The sequence below is a fragment of the Erythrobacter sp. S227 genome (assembly GCF_057364925.1).
In genome coordinates this window covers 523,687-544,234 of sequence record NZ_CP200280.1, presented here as the reverse complement: position 1 = coordinate 544,234, position 20,548 = coordinate 523,687, and the positions used below count along the sequence as shown (strand labels likewise).

The 20,548-nt window shown below is 56.4% G+C and carries 21 protein-coding genes, 1 tRNA gene and 1 other RNA gene; 4 read left to right on the top strand and 19 right to left on the bottom strand.

Annotated elements, in window-relative coordinates; translation table 11 throughout:
* Window position 1 precedes the first annotated feature (1 nt).
* The 7 genes from AC0V6Q_RS02580 to rpsB form a co-directional block, all read right to left on the bottom strand.
* A complete protein-coding gene (locus tag AC0V6Q_RS02580) occupies window positions 2-784 on the bottom strand; it encodes a phosphatidate cytidylyltransferase (RefSeq protein ID WP_486166868.1) in 783 nt (260 codons plus the stop codon).
* Window positions 771-1,412 carry a polyprenyl diphosphate synthase gene (uppS, locus tag AC0V6Q_RS02575; RefSeq protein ID WP_486169230.1) on the bottom strand — a complete coding sequence of 214 codons (642 nt, stop codon included), beginning with the start codon at window positions 1,410-1,412 and terminating at the stop codon, window positions 771-773. Before uppS ends, AC0V6Q_RS02580 begins: the two co-directional genes overlap by 14 nt.
* A gap of 77 nt (window positions 1,413-1,489) precedes the next feature.
* Entirely contained in the window at window positions 1,490-2,047 is a 558-nt protein-coding gene (gene frr, locus AC0V6Q_RS02570) for a ribosome recycling factor (protein ID WP_486166867.1), read from the bottom strand.
* Window positions 2,048-2,053: 6 nt separating this feature from the next.
* The gene (pyrH, locus tag AC0V6Q_RS02565; protein ID WP_486166866.1) at window positions 2,054-2,773 is read right to left on the bottom strand and encodes a UMP kinase; all 720 of its coding nucleotides are present in this window, start codon (window positions 2,771-2,773) and stop codon (window positions 2,054-2,056) included.
* Between the two features lie 376 nt (window positions 2,774-3,149).
* Window positions 3,150-3,947: a hypothetical protein gene (locus AC0V6Q_RS02560; protein WP_486166865.1), complete on the bottom strand. Its 798-nt coding sequence runs from the start codon at window positions 3,945-3,947 to the stop codon at window positions 3,150-3,152.
* A 96-nt stretch (window positions 3,948-4,043) separates the two neighbouring features.
* A complete protein-coding gene (gene tsf / locus AC0V6Q_RS02555) occupies window positions 4,044-4,970 on the bottom strand; it encodes a translation elongation factor Ts (protein ID WP_486166864.1) in 927 nt (308 codons plus the stop codon).
* A gap of 115 nt (window positions 4,971-5,085) precedes the next feature.
* Window positions 5,086-5,859: a 30S ribosomal protein S2 gene (gene rpsB, locus AC0V6Q_RS02550; protein WP_486166863.1), complete on the bottom strand. Its 774-nt coding sequence runs from the start codon at window positions 5,857-5,859 to the stop codon at window positions 5,086-5,088.
* Window positions 5,860-6,158: 299 nt separating this feature from the next.
* Here rpsB and AC0V6Q_RS02545 point away from each other — a divergent pair, with 299 nt between their 5' ends.
* Entirely contained in the window at window positions 6,159-6,443 is a 285-nt protein-coding gene (locus AC0V6Q_RS02545; protein ID WP_486166862.1) for a hypothetical protein, read from the top strand.
* Between the two features lie 4 nt (window positions 6,444-6,447).
* Here the strand turns inward: AC0V6Q_RS02545 and AC0V6Q_RS02540 are convergent, their stop codons facing one another.
* From AC0V6Q_RS02540 to AC0V6Q_RS02530, 3 genes are all read right to left on the bottom strand, one after another.
* Window positions 6,448-7,332, bottom strand: a complete 885-nt coding sequence (locus AC0V6Q_RS02540; protein WP_486166861.1) for a CDP-alcohol phosphatidyltransferase family protein — start codon at window positions 7,330-7,332, stop codon at window positions 6,448-6,450.
* 19 nt (window positions 7,333-7,351) lie between these two features.
* Window positions 7,352-8,101, bottom strand: a complete 750-nt coding sequence (locus AC0V6Q_RS02535; RefSeq protein ID WP_486166860.1) for a phosphatidylserine decarboxylase — start codon at window positions 8,099-8,101, stop codon at window positions 7,352-7,354.
* Window positions 8,102-8,197: 96 nt separating this feature from the next.
* Window positions 8,198-9,370, bottom strand: coding sequence for a beta-ketoacyl-ACP synthase III (locus AC0V6Q_RS02530; protein WP_486169229.1), 1,173 nt, complete (start codon window positions 9,368-9,370; stop codon window positions 8,198-8,200).
* A 153-nt stretch (window positions 9,371-9,523) separates the two neighbouring features.
* Between AC0V6Q_RS02530 and AC0V6Q_RS02525 the strand changes: the two genes are divergently transcribed.
* Window positions 9,524-11,440 (top strand): cation:proton antiporter domain-containing protein, encoded by a 1,917-nt coding sequence (locus tag AC0V6Q_RS02525; protein ID WP_486166859.1) that lies wholly within the window; start codon window positions 9,524-9,526, stop codon window positions 11,438-11,440.
* Window positions 11,441-11,503: 63 nt separating this feature from the next.
* Here the strand turns inward: AC0V6Q_RS02525 and AC0V6Q_RS02520 are convergent.
* Window positions 11,504-11,589: transfer RNA gene (locus AC0V6Q_RS02520), tRNA-Tyr, on the bottom strand.
* A 159-nt stretch (window positions 11,590-11,748) separates the two neighbouring features.
* Here AC0V6Q_RS02520 and rlmB point away from each other — a divergent pair.
* The gene (gene rlmB, locus AC0V6Q_RS02515; protein WP_486166858.1) at window positions 11,749-12,546 is read left to right on the top strand and encodes a 23S rRNA (guanosine(2251)-2'-O)-methyltransferase RlmB; all 798 of its coding nucleotides are present in this window, start codon (window positions 11,749-11,751) and stop codon (window positions 12,544-12,546) included.
* A gap of 26 nt (window positions 12,547-12,572) precedes the next feature.
* A complete protein-coding gene (locus AC0V6Q_RS02510) occupies window positions 12,573-13,451 on the top strand; it encodes a hypothetical protein (protein ID WP_486166857.1) in 879 nt (292 codons plus the stop codon).
* A 117-nt stretch (window positions 13,452-13,568) separates the two neighbouring features.
* On the opposite strand, the gene AC0V6Q_RS02505 is transcribed toward AC0V6Q_RS02510, so the two are convergent.
* The 8 genes from AC0V6Q_RS02505 to AC0V6Q_RS02470 all read right to left on the bottom strand — a co-directional run bounded on the left by AC0V6Q_RS02505 (window position 13,569) and on the right by AC0V6Q_RS02470 (window position 20,516).
* Entirely contained in the window at window positions 13,569-13,841 is a 273-nt protein-coding gene (locus AC0V6Q_RS02505) for an HU family DNA-binding protein (RefSeq protein WP_034959160.1), read from the bottom strand.
* Between the two features lie 253 nt (window positions 13,842-14,094).
* On the bottom strand, window positions 14,095-16,491 hold the full coding sequence (lon, locus tag AC0V6Q_RS02500) for an endopeptidase La (RefSeq protein WP_486166856.1): 2,397 nt from the start codon (window positions 16,489-16,491) through the stop codon (window positions 14,095-14,097).
* 118 nt (window positions 16,492-16,609) lie between these two features.
* Window positions 16,610-17,380 carry a hypothetical protein gene (locus AC0V6Q_RS02495; protein ID WP_486166855.1) on the bottom strand — a complete coding sequence of 257 codons (771 nt, stop codon included), beginning with the start codon at window positions 17,378-17,380 and terminating at the stop codon, window positions 16,610-16,612.
* A gap of 8 nt (window positions 17,381-17,388) precedes the next feature.
* Window positions 17,389-17,730, bottom strand: coding sequence for a YbaB/EbfC family nucleoid-associated protein (locus AC0V6Q_RS02490; protein WP_034959166.1), 342 nt, complete (start codon window positions 17,728-17,730; stop codon window positions 17,389-17,391).
* A gap of 19 nt (window positions 17,731-17,749) precedes the next feature.
* Window positions 17,750-19,570 (bottom strand): DNA polymerase III subunit gamma/tau, encoded by a 1,821-nt coding sequence (locus tag AC0V6Q_RS02485; protein ID WP_486166854.1) that lies wholly within the window; start codon window positions 19,568-19,570, stop codon window positions 17,750-17,752.
* Window positions 19,571-19,612: 42 nt separating this feature from the next.
* Entirely contained in the window at window positions 19,613-19,969 is a 357-nt protein-coding gene (locus AC0V6Q_RS02480) for a hypothetical protein (RefSeq protein WP_486166853.1), read from the bottom strand.
* Window positions 19,970-20,090: 121 nt separating this feature from the next.
* Window positions 20,091-20,185, bottom strand: an RNA gene (gene ffs / locus AC0V6Q_RS02475) — signal recognition particle sRNA small type.
* 52 nt (window positions 20,186-20,237) lie between these two features.
* Complete coding sequence (locus AC0V6Q_RS02470; protein ID WP_486166852.1) at window positions 20,238-20,516, bottom strand: ETC complex I subunit; 279 nt, start codon at window positions 20,514-20,516, stop codon at window positions 20,238-20,240.
* Window positions 20,517-20,548 lie beyond the last annotated feature (32 nt).

Sequence of the window (20,548 nt, the reverse complement as noted above, 5' to 3'; positions counted from 1 at the left end):
ATCAGAACCCCGCAAATGCTGGAACAAAGGCGAAGAGAAACAGCACGAAGAACACTGCGATAAATCCGTCGAGGCGATCAAACACGCCGCCATGGCCGGGAATAAGGTTGCTTGAATCTTTGACGCCCGCGCGCCGTTTCATCCAGCTTTCGAAGAAGTCTCCCCCTTGCGCGATGACCGCGATCAGAACGCCAGCGATCACGGCCCCTGCAAGGCTTCCGATCGAATAACCCGGCATTGCTGCTGCCGGTCCGAAATCCGCGGCTTCCACTGCCAAAGCCACAAGTGCCGCCGCCCCTGCCCCGCCGATAAATCCGGCCCAGGTTTTTGAAGGGCTGATAGAAGGGGCGATCTTGGGGCCGCCGATCAATCGGCCCGAGAAATAGGCGCCAACATCAACCGCGATGATGGGCACGAAGAATGCGAACAGCACCGACCACATGTCATAGCCAAGCGTTGCGCCATCTCCAAGCAGGAAACCCCAGCCATTGCGTACCGCAATCATCGCAAGAGCAGCCCCACCGACGTAAATCGCGCCAAAGAACTGCCATACAACCTCGCCTATGGCAGAAATGCCAAAGCCGCGTGCCAAGAGGTTCCATTCCCAAAGCACTAACCCTGCAAGCAAGATGACAAAGCCGATCCAGAACCAGCCGCCCAGCCAAAGAGCAATCACCGACACGGCGATCATCGCCACGGCCGACACGAACCTTACAGGCAGATCAGATGTTCTGGAGGGTTGCGCGTTATTCTGCGCAGCCTTTTGACCTTCAGCGTCCCCCATAGCGCCTCTCCCTTTGCGCAAAGTCTTCCAAAGCTTTGCTTAGGTGCTCAGGTTTGAAATCCGGCCAAAGCGTATCAACAAACAGCATCTCCGCATAGGCAGACTGCCACAGCAGGAAGTTCGAGAGCCGGATTTCGCCGCTGGTGCGGATCAGCAGGTCGAGCGGCGGCAAGTCTGCGGTATCGAGCTCGGCTGCGATAGTCTCAGGCGTGATTTCGCCTTTGTCCGCTGCCTTTGCCGCGGCCCGCGCAATCTCGTTTTGTGACCCGTAATTGAGCGCCACTGCCAGCGTCTGTGTGCCGCCTGCGGTCCGCTCCAAAGCATCTTCAAGCATGGCCACAATGTCAGGCGCAAGCCCGCGCCAATCGCCGATAATTTTCAGCTTCACATCGTTGGCGACAAACTCGGCCAGGTCCGATTTGATGAACTTGCGCATCAGGTTCATCAGGTCATCGACCTCATCGGTCGACCGTTTCCAGTTTTCCGAACTGAAGGCGTAAAGCGTCAGGCAATCGAGGTTCATCGGCTCCAGCGCGCGCACAAGGCGACGCACCGCTTCGACCCCGCGCTGATGGCCAAGGGCGCGCGGCATCGCCCGCTTCTTCGCCCAGCGGCCATTGCCATCCATGATGATAGCGACGTGCCTGGCACCTGTGTCTGAGCTCTTGCTCAAGCTCCACCCCTAAGTTCGCAGCCCGATGCCCATTATTGCGTCAGGATTTCCTGAACCTTCTTTTCAATCGCAGCGTCAATGTCCGCGACATATTTGTCGGTAAGCTTCTGAACCTCGTCTTCCAAACGCTTGCGCTCGTCTTCCGAGATTTCCTTGGCCTTTTCGTCGGCCTTGAGGCTTTCCATCCCGTCGCGGCGGACATTGCGCGCGGCGACTTTCGCCTTCTCGCCATATTCACCGGCAAGTTTTGCCAAGTCCTTTCGGCGATCCTCGGTAAGATCGGGCATCGGCAAGCGGATGGTTTGGCCGTCTGTCATCGGGTTCAAACCAAGGTTCGCTTTGGAAATCCCTTTCTCGACCGCACTCACATTGCTTTTGTCCCACACCTGCACGGCCAGCATGCGCGGCTCTGGTGCGGAAACGGTGGCAACTTGGCTAAGCGGCATCATCGCGCCGTAAACCTCGGCGACAACCGGATCGAGCAGCGCCACGTTCGCGCGTCCTGTGCGAAGACCCGAAAGGTCCCCTTTGAGCGATTCCACAGCGCCAGCCATACGGCGTTCGATGTCTGACTTGTCATACTGAGCCATTGCCCATCAGTCCTTTTGTACGATCGTTTGGGTGCCCTCGCCTGAGAGCACCTTGGCAACATTGCCTTTTTCACGGATTGAAAAGACCACTAGCGGGATATTGTTCTCGCGGCAAAGCGCAACGGCGGTTGCGTCCATTACCTTGAGGTTATCGGCTAGCACTTGGTCGTAAGTGATTGTGTCAAAGCGGGTGGCATCGGGGTTGTGCTTGGGGTCGCTGTCATAGACGCCGTCAACGCTGGTGCCTTTCAATAGCGCATCGCAGTTCATCTCAGCCGCCCGCAAGGCCGCGCCGGTATCAGTCGTGAAGAACGGATTGCCCGTGCCCGCTGCAAAGATCACGATCCGCCCTTTCTCAAGGTGACGCTCAGCGCGCCTGCGAATATAGGGCTCACACACGCTCGCCATCGGGATTGCGCTCTGCACCCGGGTTTGCACACCCGCCTGCTCCAAGGCGTTTTGCATCGCCAGCGCGTTCATCACTGTCGCGAGCATACCCATGTAATCGCCCGTCGTCCGGTCAAGCCCCTTGGCCGCCGCCGAAATACCCCGAAAGATATTGCCCCCGCCTATCACAAGGCAGACTTCGATGCCGCTGTCCTTGGCCGCCTTCACCTCTTCAGCAAGGCGCGCGACATATTCAGGGTCGATGCCATATTCCTGGTTTCCCATCAGCACTTCGCCTGAAAGCTTAAGGAGAACGCGTTTGATGGGAGGAAGGGTCATGACAGGATCGGTCTCCATGCAGGAATTTGCGCTTGACCCGAGCCCTTATCCGGCAGGCGCGATTATGCCAAGAGGGATGGTGTTAGGCGATGAGGATTACGGGTAAGAAAGGGAACACCAAACCCCAGGCTTTTGGAAAGTTCGGGTTTTCGGGTTTTCACTTATAGTTCAGAGCCCTGACCGGGAATTGACGCGATCAAGTGTCAACTTGCGTTTCGCCAGCTGCAAGCAGCAGCGCGCGGACGTTTAACCGCCGCCGAAATGCAAAGGGGACCAACGAGGAGAAAGAGCCGCGCTTGGGTTAGCAAATCAGGGGTATGTAGGAAAAGTGGACCTCGCCTGCCCCGCGCTCGTTCGGCCTGATGCTTCGACTAGCTCACAATGGGCGAGTGGTTTGCGGCAAGCTCTCCATCACCTCGAACCGAACTTTCGGCCATCCTGAACCCCTAATCCCCGAGTGAGCCGCAGCTACACAGCGCCATGGGGTGTCTTTGTCCGCTCTTAGACGCGCAAGGATGCCGTTAAACCACTCGAGATCATTGAGGACAGCTTCCGTGCCACCCTTTTCTTCCACCAAAGTGTCTAGTGCGCGGAACCCATTCTCGTAGAGCTGTTCGAAGGAGACTATCTCGCCGTCGAGAAAAGCCCTGCACACCCCATCGGCCTTGGAATAGCGCACAAGAACAGCAAGTTCAGTCTCTGCTACTGGTCCGTCAAATTCGCTGCCCTTTGCATCGGTAGAAAGTTCGTCGGAGGAGCTCGAAAGTAACTGCAAGTACTGTTCGGATCCCTCGAAGCCAATCTTGGTGTATGACGGCATTTCAGGCCGAAATCTCTGTTTCAGGAATGACATTTGGCTCACGACGTCGATAAAACGAGTGTCAGCCTGAGGTCTAATTCCAAGCTGGTAAATGCCCTTTGCCTCTAGTTTCTCAAAAGCCAACTGCCTCTCAGCGTTCGGAATCTCTTTGGCATCAAGCCTCAGTTTGCCGTTTTTAGTTATCTCAAGAATTAGGTAATATGGATCCTCACCATGAAGGATGGTTGGATCGGGATCACCCAACATTTCCCAGTCAAAAGTGGCAATAGGGTCAGCCGCTTGCTCCTGCGCACAAGAAGGAAGCAGAGCCAATACGGCAATTGTCGATGTAAAAAGGCTGCGCTTCAGTTCCATGCACCCATGACTAACAAAACAAGAGACAAACAAAAAGGCCGCCGCAGGTTTCCCCGCGGCGGCCTTGCCAATTCAATTGAAAGCGTATGTTGGCGCTTACCCGCCGACGGCCGCTGCAACTTCTGCTGCAAAGTCGCTTTCTTCTTTCTCGATGCCTTCGCCCAGCTGGAAGCGGACGTAGTCTTTCAAGACAACCGAACCGCCATTGTCCTTGCCGAACTTGGCAACCGTGTCTTCGACAGAAGTCTTGTTGTCCATCACGAACATCTGGCTGAGCAGAGCGTTTTCTTTGGCAAACTTCTTGATCGCGCCTTCGACCATTTTCTCTTGCACATTTTCAGGCTTGCCGCTTTCGGCTGCCTTTTCCTGTGCAATCGCGCGCTCGCGGGCGATAACGTCTTCGTCGAGACCGTCAGCGTTCAGCGCCTGCGGGAACATCGAAGCGATGTGCATGGCAAGCTGCTTGCCAAACGGCTCGAGCTTGTCGGCTGCAATGTCGCTTTCCAAAGCCACCAGAACACCGATCTTGCCGAGGCCTTCAGCGGCTGCGTTGTGGACGTAGGAAACGATTGCACCGCTTGTCACAGTCACGGTTTTCATGCGGCGAACCTGCTGGTTCTCACCGATGGTTGCGATGTTGTCGGTGAGCTTATCAGAAACGCTGCCACCGTCTGGGTAGCCAGCAGCTTTGAGAGCTTCAACATCGTCACCGTCTACGCCAAGCGCAACGGTGGTCGTCTTGCGAACGAAGTCCTGGAACTGGTCGTTCTTCGCAACAAAGTCCGTCTCTGAGTTTACTTCAACAGCAACGCCGCGCGTGCCTTCAACAGCAACGCCTACGAGGCCTTCAGCAGCGGTGCGGCTGGATTTCTTTTGAGCGGTTGCAAGGCCTTTTGCGCGCAGCGCGTCAACCGCTGCGTCGATGTCGCCATCAGCTTCGGTCAGGGCTTTCTTTGCATCCATCATGCCTGCGCCAGACAATTCGCGCAGTTTCTTCACATCAGCAGCGGTAAAAGCAGCCATGGTGATTTCCTTTTGATAGTTTGGGGGCGCCGGGTTGCACCCAAGGGAGGGTTCAAGCCCGGCGCGCTAGATTGGTTTTATGACAGCGCTCTGACGCGCTATCAGAAATGCGAACTTACGCTTCTGCAGCGGGTGCTTCTTCAGCGGCTGCCTCGGCAGGAGGCGTATCCATCGCACCGAAGTCTTGGCCAGACGTTTCAACAGCCTGACCACGACCAGCATTCGCTGCATCAGCAATCGCCTGACAGTACAAACGCACAGCACGGCTTGCATCGTCATTGCCCGGAATCGGGAACGCAATGCCGGTTGGGTCGGTGTTGGTGTCGAGCACGCAGATCACAGGGATACCCAGAACAGCTGCTTCTTTAATCGCGAGCTCTTCCTTGTTGGCATCGATCACGAACATCACGTCAGGGACGCCGCCCATATCGCGGATACCGCCAAGTGAAAGCTCAAGCTTGTCACGCTCACGGGTGAGTTGCAGAACCTCTTTCTTGGTGAAGCCGCTGGTGTCGCCTGAAAGCTGCTCTTCAAGGGTCTTGAGACGCTTGATCGAACCGCTGATGGTTTTCCAGTTTGTGAGCATGCCGCCCAGCCAACGGTGGTTTACAAAGTGCTGGCCCGATTGACGCGCCATCTCAGCGATAGGCTCTTGCGCCTGACGCTTGGTGCCAACGAACAACACCTTACCGCCAGCGCGAACGGTGTTCTCGACAAAGTCGAGAGCGCGCGCAAAGAGCGGAACGGTTTGTGACAGGTCAAGAATGTGAACGCCGTTGCGCGCGCCGAAGATATACGGCTTCATACGCGGGTTCCAACGGTGGGTCTGGTGGCCGAAGTGTGCGCCGGCTTCAATCAATTGCTGCATGGTGACGGTAGTGGTCGCCATAGGGTATTTCCTTTCCGGTTAGTCCTCTGGAAGGGCGTTTGTGACCGTTGGCGGAGATCCCGCCGTGGCACCGGTATGTTGCGCCTGCCATGTGAATTTCGCTTGCAGGTGATTCGCGCTGATTCGCGGACCGGTCGAAGCGAGTGCGGCGCACATAGGCGGGCTTGCACACAAAATCTAGTGTGTTCTTCAAGGAAAAGAACACAAATGGAACAAACTGCTTGACTAGGGCGGAACACTTAGTGAACAAGGCGAGAGAACAAAGACCGAACGAAACGTAAGACTCTAGGAGCCCATTGATGATTATTGCCATGATTGTGACATGCCTTTTTGTGATCACCGCTCTGGCGACAGGGCTCACGCTCCTCGACACATGGGTGCAGGCGCGTGCCGCATTCTGGCGCACGTTTCGTGAGCAGCAGCTCCTCGACGCAGGGTTTGTACCTCAAGTTGAGGCGAGCGAGCTAAGACTGCGCCAACCACTTCATCGCACTGCCCGCAGAACATCGGTTTCGCGGGCACGGCAGAGCGGCTTTGGTGGAGCAAAGCGGTCGAAACTCGGCGCTGCCCAGGCGTTTGGTTGATTTTTCAGTCACTACCAAGAACACGGTCATCGGCGGCTTTGGCGCGCTTGATCTTTCCGTATCGGATCAACGAATAGGGCATAAAGACGAGATAGCTCACGCTGATCGCACTCATGGTCCACCATGGCTCTAGTAATGCCGCAGCAAACCCGATTGCCACGAGTGCGATAAGCCAAATGCGAATATCGCGCTGAGGCCTGATCGCTGTCCAACTCAACGTCGCCATATTCGAGATGAAGAGCACACCGATTGTGCTGATCCAGATGGCATTGAAAACGGGATCACGAAAGATCTCCAGGCCCGTCTCAATCCATAGGCACAGCGGGGTCAGCGCAAGCCCGGCGCCAACAGGCGCAGGCACACCGGTCAGGAACCCCGCTAATTTGTGAGGCTGGTCATCGACATCAAGCTGCGCATTGAAGCGGGCAAGCCGCAAAGCGCAGCAAATGGCGAAGGCCAAGGCGGCAAACCAGCCGAAGCGGGTCAAATCATTCAACGTCCACAAAAACAGGATCAACGCAGGCGCCATCCCGAATGAAAGGGCGTCAGCCAGACTGTCGAGCTCTGCCCCAAAGCGCGATTGCGCGTTTAAAAGCCGTGCGATCCGCCCGTCCATTCCGTCAAGAATGCCAGCAACAACAATCGCCAAAACCGCAAATGACCAATTCTCGTCGATTGCGAAGCGAACACCGGTAAGCCCTGCACAAAGGGCAGCAGCGGTTATCGCATTGGGGACCATGCCCCTTAGCGACAGCCCGCCCTTTGCCTCGACGATGTCATCGTCCTCAAAGGTCGGCTCAATTGGCAGAGGGCCGTCAGCCTCGGCGGCTTTAGGCCCTACACGGGCAATGTTCGAGCTGCCCTCGTTCGCAGATGAAGGCTCGCTCACAGAAGGCCCGGCAGCGCAGCTATTGCGCTATCCCTTCAAGAAGTGCGGTGGCCCCAACCTCGGCAAGGATCGTCTCACCTGCCACAATCCGTTGTCCCATAAGGACCTTGGGCTGCGTGCCCGCAGGAAGATACACATCGACCCGGCTACCAAAGCGGATGAGGCCAACGCGCTGCCCTTTTGCAACCGTATCGCCCGGTTTCACAAATGGTACGATCCTGCGAGCCACAAGACCTGCAATCTGGGTAAATCCGATCATCAGACCATCGCTGCGTTCGATCAGGACAAGCTGGCGTTCGTTTTCTTCGCTGGCCTTGTCGAGGTCGGCATTCACAAATTTGCCGGGAATATAAACCACGCGCTGAACCGTGCCCGCAATGGGTGCGCGGTTGATGTGGACGTCAAAAACGCTCATAAAAATGGAGACACGCGTAACCGGCCCGGGCGATAAGCCAGGGACGCCCGACCCGTCATTACCCAGCATTTCCGCAGGCGGTTCGACCTCCTGGATAAGGGTCACAAGCCCATCGGCAGGCGCGACAATCGAGTTTTCATCCTGCGGCACGACACGCTCCGGATCGCGGAAAAACGCGAGGACGCCCAGTGACAAAAGCAGCAAAGGCCAGCCAATGAACTGCCATCCAAAGAATAGCGGAACCAGTGCAATCGCTGCTGCGATTACGCCGTATTTGCGCCCTTCGGGATGGATTGGGGGCCAACCCCAGCTTGCTTCGCCGCGGCCCTGATTATCGAGAATTTCACCTGCCATAGATCATCCATTTAGGCACTGCTTGCCTCGGGGACAACTGCCCCGTGATCAGCCTTGCGCTTTATCCCTTACCAATTGTGTGCTGAGCGCCTGCGATCAAGCAGTCTTGCGAACGAAGACAGTTCCAGCCGAATAGCCGGCACCAAAGCTGCAAATCAGCCCGGTATCGCCCGCCTTCAAATCATCGCTATGCGAGTGGAAGGCGATGATCGAGCCTGCTGACGAGGTGTTGCCATAGGTGTCGAGCACAGTCGGGCTTTCGTCATCATTGGCCTCGTGTCCCAAAACCCGCTGCGCAATCAAACGGTTCATCCCCGCGTTCGCCTGGTGCAGCCAAAGCCTGCGAAGGGTTGTTGGATCCATCTGGAGGCGCTTTGCTTCTTCGATGATCATCTCGGCAACCATCGGTACAACTTCTTTGAAAACCTTGCGCCCTTCCTGAATGAAAAGCTTGTCTGCATTGCCAGCATTCTCCGGCGATGCACGGTTCAAAAAGCCGAAATTATTGCGAATGTTGTTCGAGAAAACAGTTTTGAGCTTGGTGCTAAGGATTTCCCAATGCGTCTTGGGAGCGATCGCTTCATCCTCGACCAATACCGCCGTTGCCACATCACCAAAGATAAAATGGCTGTCCCGGTCGCGCCAATTGAGGTGACCTGATGTAATTTCCGGGCTCACCACCAGAACAGATTTTGCATTGCCAGCGCGCACATAATCAGCAGCGGTTTGGATACCGAATGTCGCCGAAGAACACGCCACATTCATATCAAAGCCAAAGCCCTCGATCCCGAGCGCCTGCTGAATTTCGATTGCCATGGCAGGATAAGGCCGCTCCATATTGGAAGCAGCGCACAGCACCGCGTCGACATCCTTCGGATCGCGCCCTGCCCGCTCCAGCGCCTGAAGCGCGGCGGTCACGCCAATCTCGCACATCATGGAGCGTTCATCATTGGAACGCTCATCCCAGCGCGGGCTCATAATGTCCGGATCAAGGATCGGTGCCTTGCTCATGACGTGGCGCGCTTTGATGCCGCTGGCCTTCTCGATGAAGCCCACAGAGGAATATGTGAGCGCTTCTACATCGCCCGCCTCGATTGCATCGGCATTGGCGGCGTTGAAGCGGTCCACATATTCGTTGAAGCTGGCGACGAGTTCCTCGTTGGTGATAGAATCTTCCGGGGTGAATAGCCCGGTTGAAGAGATAACAGGGCGACCGGTGAGCACCGCACCCTCTACCGAAATGTTTTCGTTTGTGACTGTGTCTTGCATGACGCGCACGAATAGGGCCGCTCTCGGTGTGCTGCAAGCCACCATTTCCGGCAAAGCCACAACCACGCGCCCGGCTCCACAAGAAGGCCATGCAATGCAGCACTGCTTGCAAACTCCTTGAGTTTGCGGCTCGGCCCGTCATAGCTCACTAGCATGACAGAATTCCTTTTGCTCGCCACTATCCTTCTTGCAGTCGGTGTTGTCGCAGTGCCGATCGCCTCACGCCTCGGTCTTGGATCGGTCCTTGGCTACCTAATTGCGGGTATGGCGATCAGCCCGGCGCTTGAGACGCTTGGCGTGGATGTGATCTCGCTTCAGCACTTTGCCGAATTTGGCGTGGTCATGATGTTGTTCCTCATCGGTCTTGAGCTTGAACCTCGAAAGCTATGGGAACTGCGCGTACGGCTTCTTGGCCTTGGCGGCGGGCAGGTGCTTATCACTATGGCGATCATGGCGGGCTATGCGCTCTTGGTGGACAATGCATGGCAAACCGCGCTTGCAGTGGGGATGATCCTCGCCCTGTCGTCGACAGCTATCATCCTGCAAACGCTCGATGAAAAGGGTCTGATGAAGACAGAAGGCGGGCAGTCCTCCTTCTCGGTTCTCTTGTTCCAGGACATTGCGGTCATTCCGATGCTGGCGATCATCCCGCTCCTCGCGATTCCCGAGCTGGCGGCGGAAGCTGCGAGCGCGGCCGGCGAACATGGCGGGGACGACCACGGGGGTGGTATCAATATCCTTGAAGGCCTCCCCGCTTGGGCTGCGGGCCTTGCGACCCTTGCCGCTATCGCCTTTGTGGCGTTTGCCGGAAATTACCTCACCCGCCCGCTTTTCCGTTTTATTGCAATGGCAGGCCTGCGCGAATTGTTCACTGCGACCGCTCTGCTGGTTGTGGTCGGTATCGCTTTGCTGATGACCGTGGTCGGTCTCTCCCCTGCGCTCGGGACATTCCTTGCAGGTGTTGTGCTCGCGAACAGTGAATACCGGCACGAGCTTGAGAGCGACATTGAACCGTTCAAGGGTCTTTTGTTGGGCCTGTTCTTCATCACCGTGGGCGCAGGGATCAACTTCACTCTATTGTTCGACAGTTATGCCAGTGTTCTGGGTTGGACCGCGGTATTGGTCGGCACCAAGATCGCAGTGCTTTACGCACTAGGAACCTTTTTCGGCATCAAGGGACAGGATCGCTGGCTCTTCTCACTGGGCCTTGCCCAAGCGGGCGAGTTTGGATTTGTTCTACTGAGCTTTGCCGTGGGCGCGCATGTTCTGCCCGTCCCTCTTGCTGATCAACTGCTTCTGATCGTTGCCATGTCGATGCTTATCACGCCGCTTCTGTTTATCTTCTACGACAAGGTGATCTTGCGGTATTATCAAAAAGGCCGCGAGCGTGCCTTTGATGATATCGACGAACCTTCCGACATCATTTTAGCGGGGCGCGGACGTGTTGGCGGGATCGTCGACCGTATGCTTGAAACCGCTGGATATCGCACGACGGTGATCGACTATTCCTCTGCCCAGATCGACCGTTTGAGCAAATTTGGCATTCGCACCTATTTCGGAGATGCCGCGCGGCCTGACCTGCTGAAATCGGCTGGAATTGATCAGGCCCGCCTGCTGGTGATTGCAATCGACGACAAAGAGGCAACCAACAAACTTGTCTCCCACGTCGTGAAGAATTTCCCCAATGTGCACATTGTCGCCCGCGCCTACGACAGAAGCCACGTGTTCGAGCTTTGGTCCCTTGGCTGCCGGGACATTATTCGCGAGACCTATGACAGCAGCTTGCGCATGGGACGGTCAGCATACGAAGCTCTCGGCATTTCAAGTGATCGGGCCAATGCGATGACCCAGAAATTCGAGGAACTGGATCGCAGCACTATGCTTCCGATGGCCGAGGCCTTCGATTTTGGAACGCCGCCATGGGAAAATGAGGAAATGATCGCTTTGATCAAAAAGCTACGGACCGAATGGGATCCTCTGTTCCGGGAGCAGATGGCCGAAATCATGGGCCAAGACGATCTGGAAGAATTGGATGAGTTCGACCAATTGGCAAAATCCGGCAAATCCTAGAAAGCCGGTCGGCTACTGACGCAGGAGATAGAAGCTGGTTTGGGAGCCTTTAGTGGGAGCCGGTGGTGGACAGGGCTGGATTCGAACCAGCGTACGCTTGCGCGGGCAGATTTACAGTCTGCTGCCTTTAACCACTCGGCCACCTGTCCACACATGGGCCTTGAATTAAACGCCGCTTCGGGCGTTTGCTCAATGAAGTAAGGCATATGCCTTGCTGCCGAGAGGCGCCCCTTTGGCGAAGCTGTGCTTGCCTGTCAATGGGGGTACTGGCACAGGCGCACTCGAAACACACATTAAGTGAGAGAGATATGGCAAAAGGTGATCGCAAACGCGTGCTGCGAGGTCGGGCTGGCCGGATGAAAGGCGGGCGCGGTTCGGGCAAAGGCACTGCGGGGGCTGTCCGCCTATGGGGCCGTCACCCGGTCGAGGCAGCATTGAAAAACCCCAACCGTCAGCACCGCAAGCTGTGGGCAACGCGCGAGGGTATCGAAACCTTGGACGGCGAACTACCCGCCGATTTCCCCGTGGAATATGCAGATGTCAGCGATCTTGCTCGCCTCGTCGCCAAAGATGCCCCGCATCAGGGCCTCGTGCTTGAATGCGAGCCTCTACCTGACGTGTTCCTTGATGAAGTGGCCACAGGTGATCCTGCGCGGCCGGTGGTGATTCTCGATCAGGTTACCGACCCGCACAATGTGGGAGCGATTCTGCGTTCGGCCGCCGCTTTCGGTGCTGCCTGCGTACTTACGCAGGACCGTCACGCCCCTCCCGAAGGCGGCGTGCTTGCCAAATCGGCATCGGGCGCGCTGGAAACCGTGCCTTGGGTGCGCGTGGTCAATCTGGCCCGCGCTATGGATGAATTGGCCGAGGCTGGATATTGGCGCATCGGGCTTGCCGGAGAGGCCGAAGCGACACTTTCAGACAGCCTTTCAAGCGGTCCGCTTGCTATCGTGCTGGGCGCCGAAGGCGAAGGTATGCGGCACAATATTGCTGGTCACTGCGATGCACTGGCGCGTTTGCCTATTTCTTCAAATATCGAAAGTCTTAACGTTTCAAATGCAGCAGCTATTGCACTATATGCTGTAGCAACCCGCTCATCCGATTGAGCGGGCATCTCGCAGGGGGAAGACAAATGACCATCGCGACCTCGACACGCACCTATGCAACCGCTCTTGTAGCGGGGCTATCGCTCCTCTTGACCGGCTGTTTCATTACGCCTGGCAAGTTCACATCCGAGCTTGTGCTTACACAAGATGACCGTTTCACCTTCACTTATGACGGCGAGATATTCTTCCTTGGTCTATCGAGTCTGGCCGGAATGGGTGCGGCAAGCGAAGAGTTTACGCCTGACGAGTGTTATGACGAAGAAACCTTTGAAGGCCGCGATTGCACCGAAGCCGAGCTTGCCGAGCAAAGGCAGGTTTGGGAAATGAACGCCCCTGTGCGGGCAGCCCAGGCGCAAGAGCAAGCGCAGCAAATGGGCGCCGTGATGGGCGGGATTGATCCCAGCGACCCACAGGCCTCTGCCGAATTGGTCGAGCTTCTTTCGCGTCAACGCGGATGGGAACGGGTTATCGACAAAGGCGATGGCGTCTTCGACGTCCGCTATTCGACCAGTGGTAGCCTGAGCCACGACTTCATGTTCCCGGTTATCGAAGGCTTCCCTACGACCAATCCATTCGTCCAGATCATCCTACGTGAAGGCAATCTGGTGCGGGTCAATGCGCCCGGCTTTGCCGCGCAAGATGGCTCCAACCCGATGGCGGGAATGATGGGTGGCATGGCCAGCCTTGGCGGCATGGCAGCTATTGCCAATCAGTCTCCTGATGGAGAAGAAATGCCGAACATTCCGACGCTTGAAGGAACCTTTACAATCATCACCGATGGTCAGATCAAGGCCAACAATACGGATGAGGGATCAAGCACTGGCGCCGTTGGCGAAAGGCTGGTCTGGGAGATTTCGTCGCGCACCAAATCTGCGCCAACCGCTCTCATCGACCTCGCCCCATAACTCGCCCCGTAAGGCGCACAAAAGAACAAGGCCCCGCCAGCTTTACGCTAACGGGGCCTTCAAATTCTTGTCTACGCTGTTTGCGTTTTCCATGCGCGCAAACGCGCGCAGAAACACTCAGTTCACAGCGTCTTTAAGACCTTTGCCTGCCTTGAACTTCGGCTGATTGGAAGCCTTGATCGGCATTGGTTCACCGGTGCGCGGATTGCGCCCCATTGATGCCTTACGCTTTGCAACTGCAAAGGTGCCAAACCCGACCAGTCGCACTTCGTCGCCGCCTGCAAGAGCTTTCTGAATTGCGTCAAAAACACCTTCGACAGCATTTGCCGCATCGCTTTTGGAAAGTCCGCTAGTCTCGGCGACCGCGCCGATCAGATCATTCTTGTTCATTCGCTTTTTCCCCTCGTACATCTAAGAACGTTCAGAGTGAATCATCCCCCTCGCATCGCGGGAATTGAGCCGTTTTTTTATGGGCTGTCAAAGCCTAATCGGGGTCAAAAGGCACTAAAAAGAGCCAAAAACCGCCATTTGCGATGAACTGATACCCGATTTTACAACACAAAGGCCGCCAGACGCATGATGCCTCTTCAACCGGCCAAATTCCCTAGCGTCAGTCAGCTTGGGCGATATCTCCTGAAAACACTTAGTGCGCAGTCGGGTTATCGCCGCCCGCAAGCACCTGAGCACCGGGCTGAGACGCAAGATCATCCGCTTCCGTCCATTCAATCGGCGCAGGCCGATCGATCAGAGCATGCTCCAGCACCTCGTCAACGTGGGCGACAGGAATGATCTCGAGCCCCTCTTTGACGTTCTGGGGTATCTCGGCAAGGTCTTTTACATTTTCCTCAGGGATGAGCACTTTTGTGATGCCACCGCGAAGGGCTGCGAGGAGTTTTTCCTTGAGCCCACCAATCGCAAGTACACGGCCACGCAAAGTGACTTCACCGGTCATAGCGATATCAGCATCAACTGCCGCACCCGTCAGGGTTGAAACGATACTAGTGACCATGCCCACGCCTGCGCTCGGACCGTCTTTGGGAACCGCGCCCTCGGGCAAGTGGATGTGGATGTTCTTGCGCTGGAACAGCGATGGTTTGATCCCGTACTGGGGTGCTCGGGCCTTCACGAATGAAAAGGCCGCAGAGACGCTTTCCTGCATCACATCGCCGAGTTTACCTGTTGTTTTGATCTCGCCTTTGCCCGGCGTCGTGACGCTTTCAATGGTGAGCAGTTCACCGCCAACGCTGGTCCATGCAAGGCCTGTAACCGCACCAACCTGAGGCTCGTCATCGCTCATCCCGTGCTTGAATTTGCGCACGCCAGCAAACTCGCCGAGGTTTTCTGGCGTGATTTTGATGGAAGTTGCCTCTTTCTCGAGGATTTTGCGAAGCGACTTTCGAGCCAAACGCGCAATCTCACGCTCGAGCGTGCGAACGCCGGCTTCACGCGTGTAAAAGCGGATGAGATCGCGAAGGCCCTCTTCAGTGAGCTCAAACTCGCCTTTCTTGAGCCCGTGCGCCTTCACCTGCTTTTCGATCAGGTGGCGCTGGGCAATTTCGACCTTCTCGTCCTCGGTATAGCCTTCAAGGCGGATGATCTCCATCCGGTCAAGCAGCGGTTGAGGCAGGTCGAGGCTGTTTGCGGTAGTCACAAACATGATGTCCGACAGGTTGAGATCAAGCTCAAGATAGTGATCCTGGAACTTGTCGTTCTGCTCCGGATCAAGCACCTCGAGCAGCGCCGATGCCGGATCACCGCGGAAATCCTGACCCAGCTTGTCGATCTCATCGAGCAGGAACAGCGGATTGCTCGTGCCCGCTTTCTTCAGATTGTTGACGATCTTACCCGGCATGGAACCGATGTAAGTGCGGCGGTGACCACGAATTTCCGCCTCGTCACGCACCCCGCCAAGCGATTGGCGCACGAATTCGCGGCCCGTCGCCTTGGCAATCGACTTGCCCAGCGAGGTTTTACCCACACCAGGAGGACCAACAAGGCAAAGGATCGGACCCTTTAGCTTGTTGGTGCGTGCCTGCACGGCGAGATATTCGATGATGCGGTCCTTGACCTTCTCAAGACCGTAGTGGTCTGCATCCAGAATCTCTTGCGCCTTCCCGATGTCTTTTTTGACACGGCTTTTCTTGCCCCAGGGAAGTCCCAAAAGAATGTCGAGATAGTTGCGAACAACCGTCGCCTCGGCGCTCATCGGCTGCATGCCCTTGAGCTTCTTGAGTTCAGCCTTCGCCTTGGCCTTTGCTTCTTTTGAAAGCTTGGTTTTCTCAATCTTTTCGGTGAGTTCGGCGATCTCGTCGCCCTCACCATCGTCAGAGCCGCCAAGCTCGGACTGGATCGCTTTCAATTGTTCATTGAGATAGTATTCGCGCTGCGTCTTTTCCATCTGGCGCTTTACGCGGCCACGGATTTTGCGCTCCACCTGAAGGACGGAAAGCTCGCCTTCCATAAAGGCCATGACCAGTTCCAGCCGCTTGAACGGGCTTCCCTCTGTCAGGAGCGATTGCTTGTCTGAAACCTTTGCACTGAGCGCGGCGGCGATGGTGTCAGCAAGCTGTCCCGCGTCATCAATATCGGACAGATCGACATTGTTCTCTTCGCCCATCTTCTTGTTCAGTTTTGCATATTCGCCAAACTGATCGGTCACCTGCCGCATCAGCGCAATGACCTCGGTTCCTGCAACAGTCTCCGGCTCCAGCACCTCGATCTCGGCGATCACATGACCGTCTTCGCTATGCAAAGCGGCAAGCTTCGCACGCTCTTTACCTTCAACCAGGACGCGAACCGTGCCGTCGGGCAGTTTGAGCATCTGAAGCACTTCAGCAATCACGCCAACATCGTAAAGGTCTTCGCCGTCTGGATCATCGCAAGCCGGGTCCAGCTGCGCGAGAAGGAAGATATCCTTGGAATCCTCCATCGCGGCTTCAAGAGCAGCAACGGATTTGTCGCGGCCAACGAACAGGGGCACGACCATACAGGGAAACACGACGATGTCGCGAAGGGGGAGAAGAGGGAATTGTGTAGTCATAATGTGCGATCCGAGACGGCCATTGGGGCGCGCCGTTTCATGGAATATGGGTAGCAGGGTTAAAGCCTGCAATGGGCGGCTGGACGAAGCTGTGCACAGTCTTGATCAAGACCGGAAACTACGCCCACTCATTGATATCGATCGCAGCCAAAGCCGCAGACATATCAGGGTGGCGCTTGGTGAAGTAACGTCTCGCCTTGCGGTGCACTGAACGAAGATAGGGCTTAAGTGCAGCGGGGATTTCTTCGTGACTCCCGAAATGGGCCTCAAAGACGGCAAGTGCTGTAACAAGCGCATTTTCAGACAAATATCCTGAAGCTTCAGAACTCCAGCCATGCATCGCACCATCCGAAAACTGGCTAAAATTGCGCGAGCTGTTCGCGAGGAAGACTCCAAACCCCAGATAGACTGCCATACAGTCTGTAGCATGTTCTTCTAAGTCATGACCGCCAGGCGGCATCCCAAGAGTGTGGATCAGTAAATGCGAAAGCTCATGCGCAAAAGTGGACACTAAGGCGTCCGGATTACTTAGAAGCGTGGGATCATAGCTGATCACCGGAGTGTTGCCTTCAACCCGGAACAAGCCCAGCGTGTTGCTCTGAGAATACGGACCCGTGGGCAGCCCCAAATCAAGGCGGTCACGGCGAGGCTCACCCTTCTCCAACCTGCATTCCCAAGCCGCGAGGCCTGCGAGCCGCTTGACTGCATCAAATAACACTGAGGCGGTCGATGCGCTTGTTAGAGCTTCATCATCGGGAAGAATAAGGCGAGGTTCGAAGCCGTCTAACCGGTCTTGCTCGCCCAAGGTTCGGTCGATCCACGCAAAGCATGCAAGCAACCATTCCAGTTCGTCACGATCAATGGGTGGAGATGGACCAAACAGCCCCATTCAATTGATCACCCCATTCCGGGCAGATTGAACCCCGGTGGCAGGCCCATTCCGCCTTGCATTTCTTTCATCTGCTCTTCTGACACGCGGTCGGCCTTGTCGCGCGCATCGTTGAATGCAGCGGTTACGAGGTCTTCGACAATGTTCTTTTCTTCGACCTTCATCAGGCTGTCATCGATGCTGACGCCCAGAATGCGGCCCTTGGCTGATGCGCGCACTTTGACAAGACCGCCGCCTGCTTGACCCTCGACTTCGATCGAGTCGAGTTTGACCTGCATATCGCCCATCTGTTTTTGGATGGTCTCTGCTGCCTGTTGTGCAGCTTGCAACATTTCTTCCATGCTTTTCATGGGGATACTCGTCCTTTTCTTAGTTCCAGTTACGCCCTGCCCTCGCGGTGCGGGCGACTTTTTCATCGGGGTCAATCAGTTCGCCTTCGGGGAAGGCTTCCAAGGTTGCTTGTACCAGCGGATGGGAGCGAATGCGATCCTGTGTTGCCTTAGCCTCGGCCTCTTGCGCCTCCCGCAGGCTCGGCTGGGCGTCCCCGCTTCCGCGTTCGATCTGCCAGCGTTTGCCCGTAAGCTTGAACAAAGCATCGCGAATGTCTGGGATCGGATCATCGTTGTATTCGTCGGCCTGCTCGAAAATCAGCCGTTCTGGCGCAAGTTCGATCACCCGAATACGGTCGCGCATCATTTGAGCCACGCGAAGTTGACCGCTGTTATCAACCTGATCGACAATTTCGCTCCAATCGAGAGACGATGCCAGCGATGCGCTGGCCACGGGTGCAGGAGCTTCCCCGGCGGAAGGCGTGACAGTCGGCGCAGCGCCGGTTGCTGCAATCTCTTCGATGCGTTTGGCAAGTTTGCCCGGATCAGGAAGCTCGCTCGCGTGGAGCACCCGCAAAAGCGCCATCTGCAAAGCCACCAATGGGTCAGGCGCCTGGCGCACTTCGTCATGGCCTTTAAGCATCAATTGCCAAAGCCGGTGCAATTCGCCTGCGCCAAGTTTCGATGCAAACTCGGCCAGAGCAACGCGCTCTTCCTCGCTTGGTGCATCGGGCTCGCCGCCGGAAACCTGTGCCACAGTGATCCGGTGCACCAGATCCATCAACGTGCGCATCAGTGCGAGTGGTTCGACGCCCAGCGCATATTGCTCATCGACCCCGGCAAGCAGGGCCTTCCCATCACCTGAAAGCAGGTGGGAGAGAATGCGCCGCTGTGCGCCTTTGTCCGCAAGGCCCAGCATATCGCGGACCCGCTCGGCGCTTACTCCGCCCGATGCGTCCATATCCGCATGGGCAATCGCCTGGTCGAGGATAGAAAGACCATCACGGACCGAGCCTTCGGCAGCCGCCGCGATGATATTGAGCGCCTCTTCCTCGGCCTCAACCCCTTCGAGCGAGCAGACTTTGCCAAAGTGCTCGGCAAGCAAATCTGCGGGGATACGGCGAAGGTCAAAACGCTGCGTCCGGCTGAGCACCGTTACTGGCAGCTTCTCAACCTCGGTGGTCGCAAACAGGAATTTGACGTGCGCAGGCGGCTCTTCAAGTGTCTTGAGCAAAGCATTGAAAGCATTGCGCGAAAGCATGTGCACTTCGTCGATGATATAGATCTTATAGCGCGCAGAGACCGCCGCATAGCGGACCTGCTCTATGATCTCGCGCACATCATCAACGCCGGTATGCGAAGCCGCATCCATTTCGATCACGTCGATATGGCGGCCTTCGGCAATGGCGGTGCAATACTCGCATTTGCCGCATGGATCGATTGTTGGCCCGCCCTGCCCGTCCTCGCCCACGCAATTGAGCGCCTTGGCAATCAGGCGCGCAGTCGAGGTTTTCCCGACACCGCGCACCCCGGTCATCAGGAAGGCATGCGCCAGACGGTCCCGCTCAATCGCATTGCCAAGCGTGCGCACCATCGGCTCCTGGCCAATCAGCTCGGAGAATGTCTGAGGCCGGTATTTGCGCGCAAGCACGCGGTAAGGCTGGTTTGTTTCAGTGGGTGTTGGAGCAGCCACCGGAGCGGGCGTTGGAGTCGGTGCAGGCGCAGGAGCGGCTTCCCCCATATCCCCTCTGCCAAACATCGAGTTTTGTCCCGCCGCCTCAAGCTCAGCAGCGCTCGGCCCCTTTTCCTCGGAACTATCGCCTGTATGCGTTTCGGGCAGGTCTGGGTCGGAATCGGTCATCACCCGACAAGCTAGGCGTTCGGCCCGCGTTTGTCATGGCAGTTAATGCAATGGAGCCCGACTATCCTCAACCTTGCCGATAGCTTCAACGATCGGTTCGTTTAGGCAAATAAACTCGACGCAATCCCAGCCGGTTGCGACTAGGTATGTTGGCTCTTCGTGGTTCATAAAACTCGAGAGTGTCCGATGTAATTCTGTCCCGGTCAGCCGCATCGTCGTCTTACCGACATCTGGCGACCATTCGTCCACCTGTTCTAAGTCATGTTCGTCATGAATCCGAACTGTGTCGGCGTCGGCCCGGATGCGATAGACGGTGCAGTCTACTTCACTGAAGACGAGAATTTCACAATCGCCCTCGTCGGTGTATTCTGAAAAATCGTACCGCGTTCCGTCAGCCAAGTGGATCCAGGCGCAGGACGGATATGTTACCCTTAGCAAGCTTAGCTTATCAGGGTGCACAGCCTCGAAGGGAGTTTCCCATCGGCTTGCCACAACGCGCGGTTTCTCAGTCATGCTGGAAATATAAGGAGCCGAGCGACCCGTCGCAATCCACCTGGGCTGCTTCCTTCCGGACCTGACCCGGTGAGCGAACGCAAACGTCCACCCGACTCCCAAGCCGACATATGGCGTGAAGCGGGCCGCGATTCAAGTCACTGTTTGGCCAAAATTAGCGGAAATTGTCGGCGTAGGCTTGAAGCTTGAGCCTCTTGGGAGGGGTCGCATGAATACGAACGATCAAGCCTTGCTTTTCCGCGTATTCCTTCGCAGCCTCTTTGCTAGGGAACTTCAGCTTCACCTGAGCCTGCGTATCACCGCTTCCGGTCCACCCCATAAGCGGGTCCGCGCGGCGCGCCTCGGTTTGCTCGAACTCAAGAATCCAGGTGTCGACCTTGGCCTTGCCAGACTGCATCGCGCTTTTGGGCTGCTGATAGATAATCGCGGTCATTGTGTGTCCCTTTGTCTTGGCAGCGCCCATAA

Bases quoted from the DNA above. Each gene is read 5' to 3' on its own strand.
- frr (WP_486166867.1), bottom strand. From the start codon at position 2,047: ATGGCTCAGTATGACAAGTCAGACATCGAACGCCGTATGGCTGGCGCT.
- tsf (WP_486166864.1), bottom strand. From the start codon at position 4,970: ATGGCTGCTTTTACCGCTGCTGATGTGAAGAAACTGCGCGAATTGTCT.
- rlmB (WP_486166858.1), top strand. From the start codon at position 11,749: ATGGCAAAAGGTGATCGCAAACGCGTGCTGCGAGGTCGGGCTGGCCGG.
- AC0V6Q_RS02580 (WP_486166868.1), bottom strand. From the start codon at position 784: ATGGGGGACGCTGAAGGTCAAAAGGCTGCGCAGAATAACGCGCAACCC.
- AC0V6Q_RS02470 (WP_486166852.1), bottom strand. From the start codon at position 20,516: ATGACCGCGATTATCTATCAGCAGCCCAAAAGCGCGATGCAGTCTGGC.
- AC0V6Q_RS02490 (WP_034959166.1), bottom strand. From the start codon at position 17,730: ATGAAAAGCATGGAAGAAATGTTGCAAGCTGCACAACAGGCAGCAGAG.
- uppS (WP_486169230.1), bottom strand. From the start codon at position 1,412: ATGGATGGCAATGGCCGCTGGGCGAAGAAGCGGGCGATGCCGCGCGCC.
- lon (WP_486166856.1), bottom strand. From the start codon at position 16,491: ATGACTACACAATTCCCTCTTCTCCCCCTTCGCGACATCGTCGTGTTT.
- rpsB (WP_486166863.1), bottom strand. From the start codon at position 5,859: ATGGCGACCACTACCGTCACCATGCAGCAATTGATTGAAGCCGGCGCA.
- AC0V6Q_RS02495 (WP_486166855.1), bottom strand. From the start codon at position 17,380: ATGGGGCTGTTTGGTCCATCTCCACCCATTGATCGTGACGAACTGGAA.
- pyrH (WP_486166866.1), bottom strand. From the start codon at position 2,773: ATGACCCTTCCTCCCATCAAACGCGTTCTCCTTAAGCTTTCAGGCGAA.
- AC0V6Q_RS02560 (WP_486166865.1), bottom strand. From the start codon at position 3,947: ATGGAACTGAAGCGCAGCCTTTTTACATCGACAATTGCCGTATTGGCT.
- AC0V6Q_RS02525 (WP_486166859.1), top strand. From the start codon at position 9,524: ATGACAGAATTCCTTTTGCTCGCCACTATCCTTCTTGCAGTCGGTGTT.
- AC0V6Q_RS02535 (WP_486166860.1), bottom strand. From the start codon at position 8,101: ATGGCAGGTGAAATTCTCGATAATCAGGGCCGCGGCGAAGCAAGCTGG.
- AC0V6Q_RS02510 (WP_486166857.1), top strand. From the start codon at position 12,573: ATGACCATCGCGACCTCGACACGCACCTATGCAACCGCTCTTGTAGCG.
- AC0V6Q_RS02530 (WP_486169229.1), bottom strand. From the start codon at position 9,370: ATGCAAGACACAGTCACAAACGAAAACATTTCGGTAGAGGGTGCGGTG.
- AC0V6Q_RS02545 (WP_486166862.1), top strand. From the start codon at position 6,159: ATGATTATTGCCATGATTGTGACATGCCTTTTTGTGATCACCGCTCTG.
- AC0V6Q_RS02485 (WP_486166854.1), bottom strand. From the start codon at position 19,570: ATGACCGATTCCGACCCAGACCTGCCCGAAACGCATACAGGCGATAGT.
- AC0V6Q_RS02505 (WP_034959160.1), bottom strand. From the start codon at position 13,841: ATGAACAAGAATGATCTGATCGGCGCGGTCGCCGAGACTAGCGGACTT.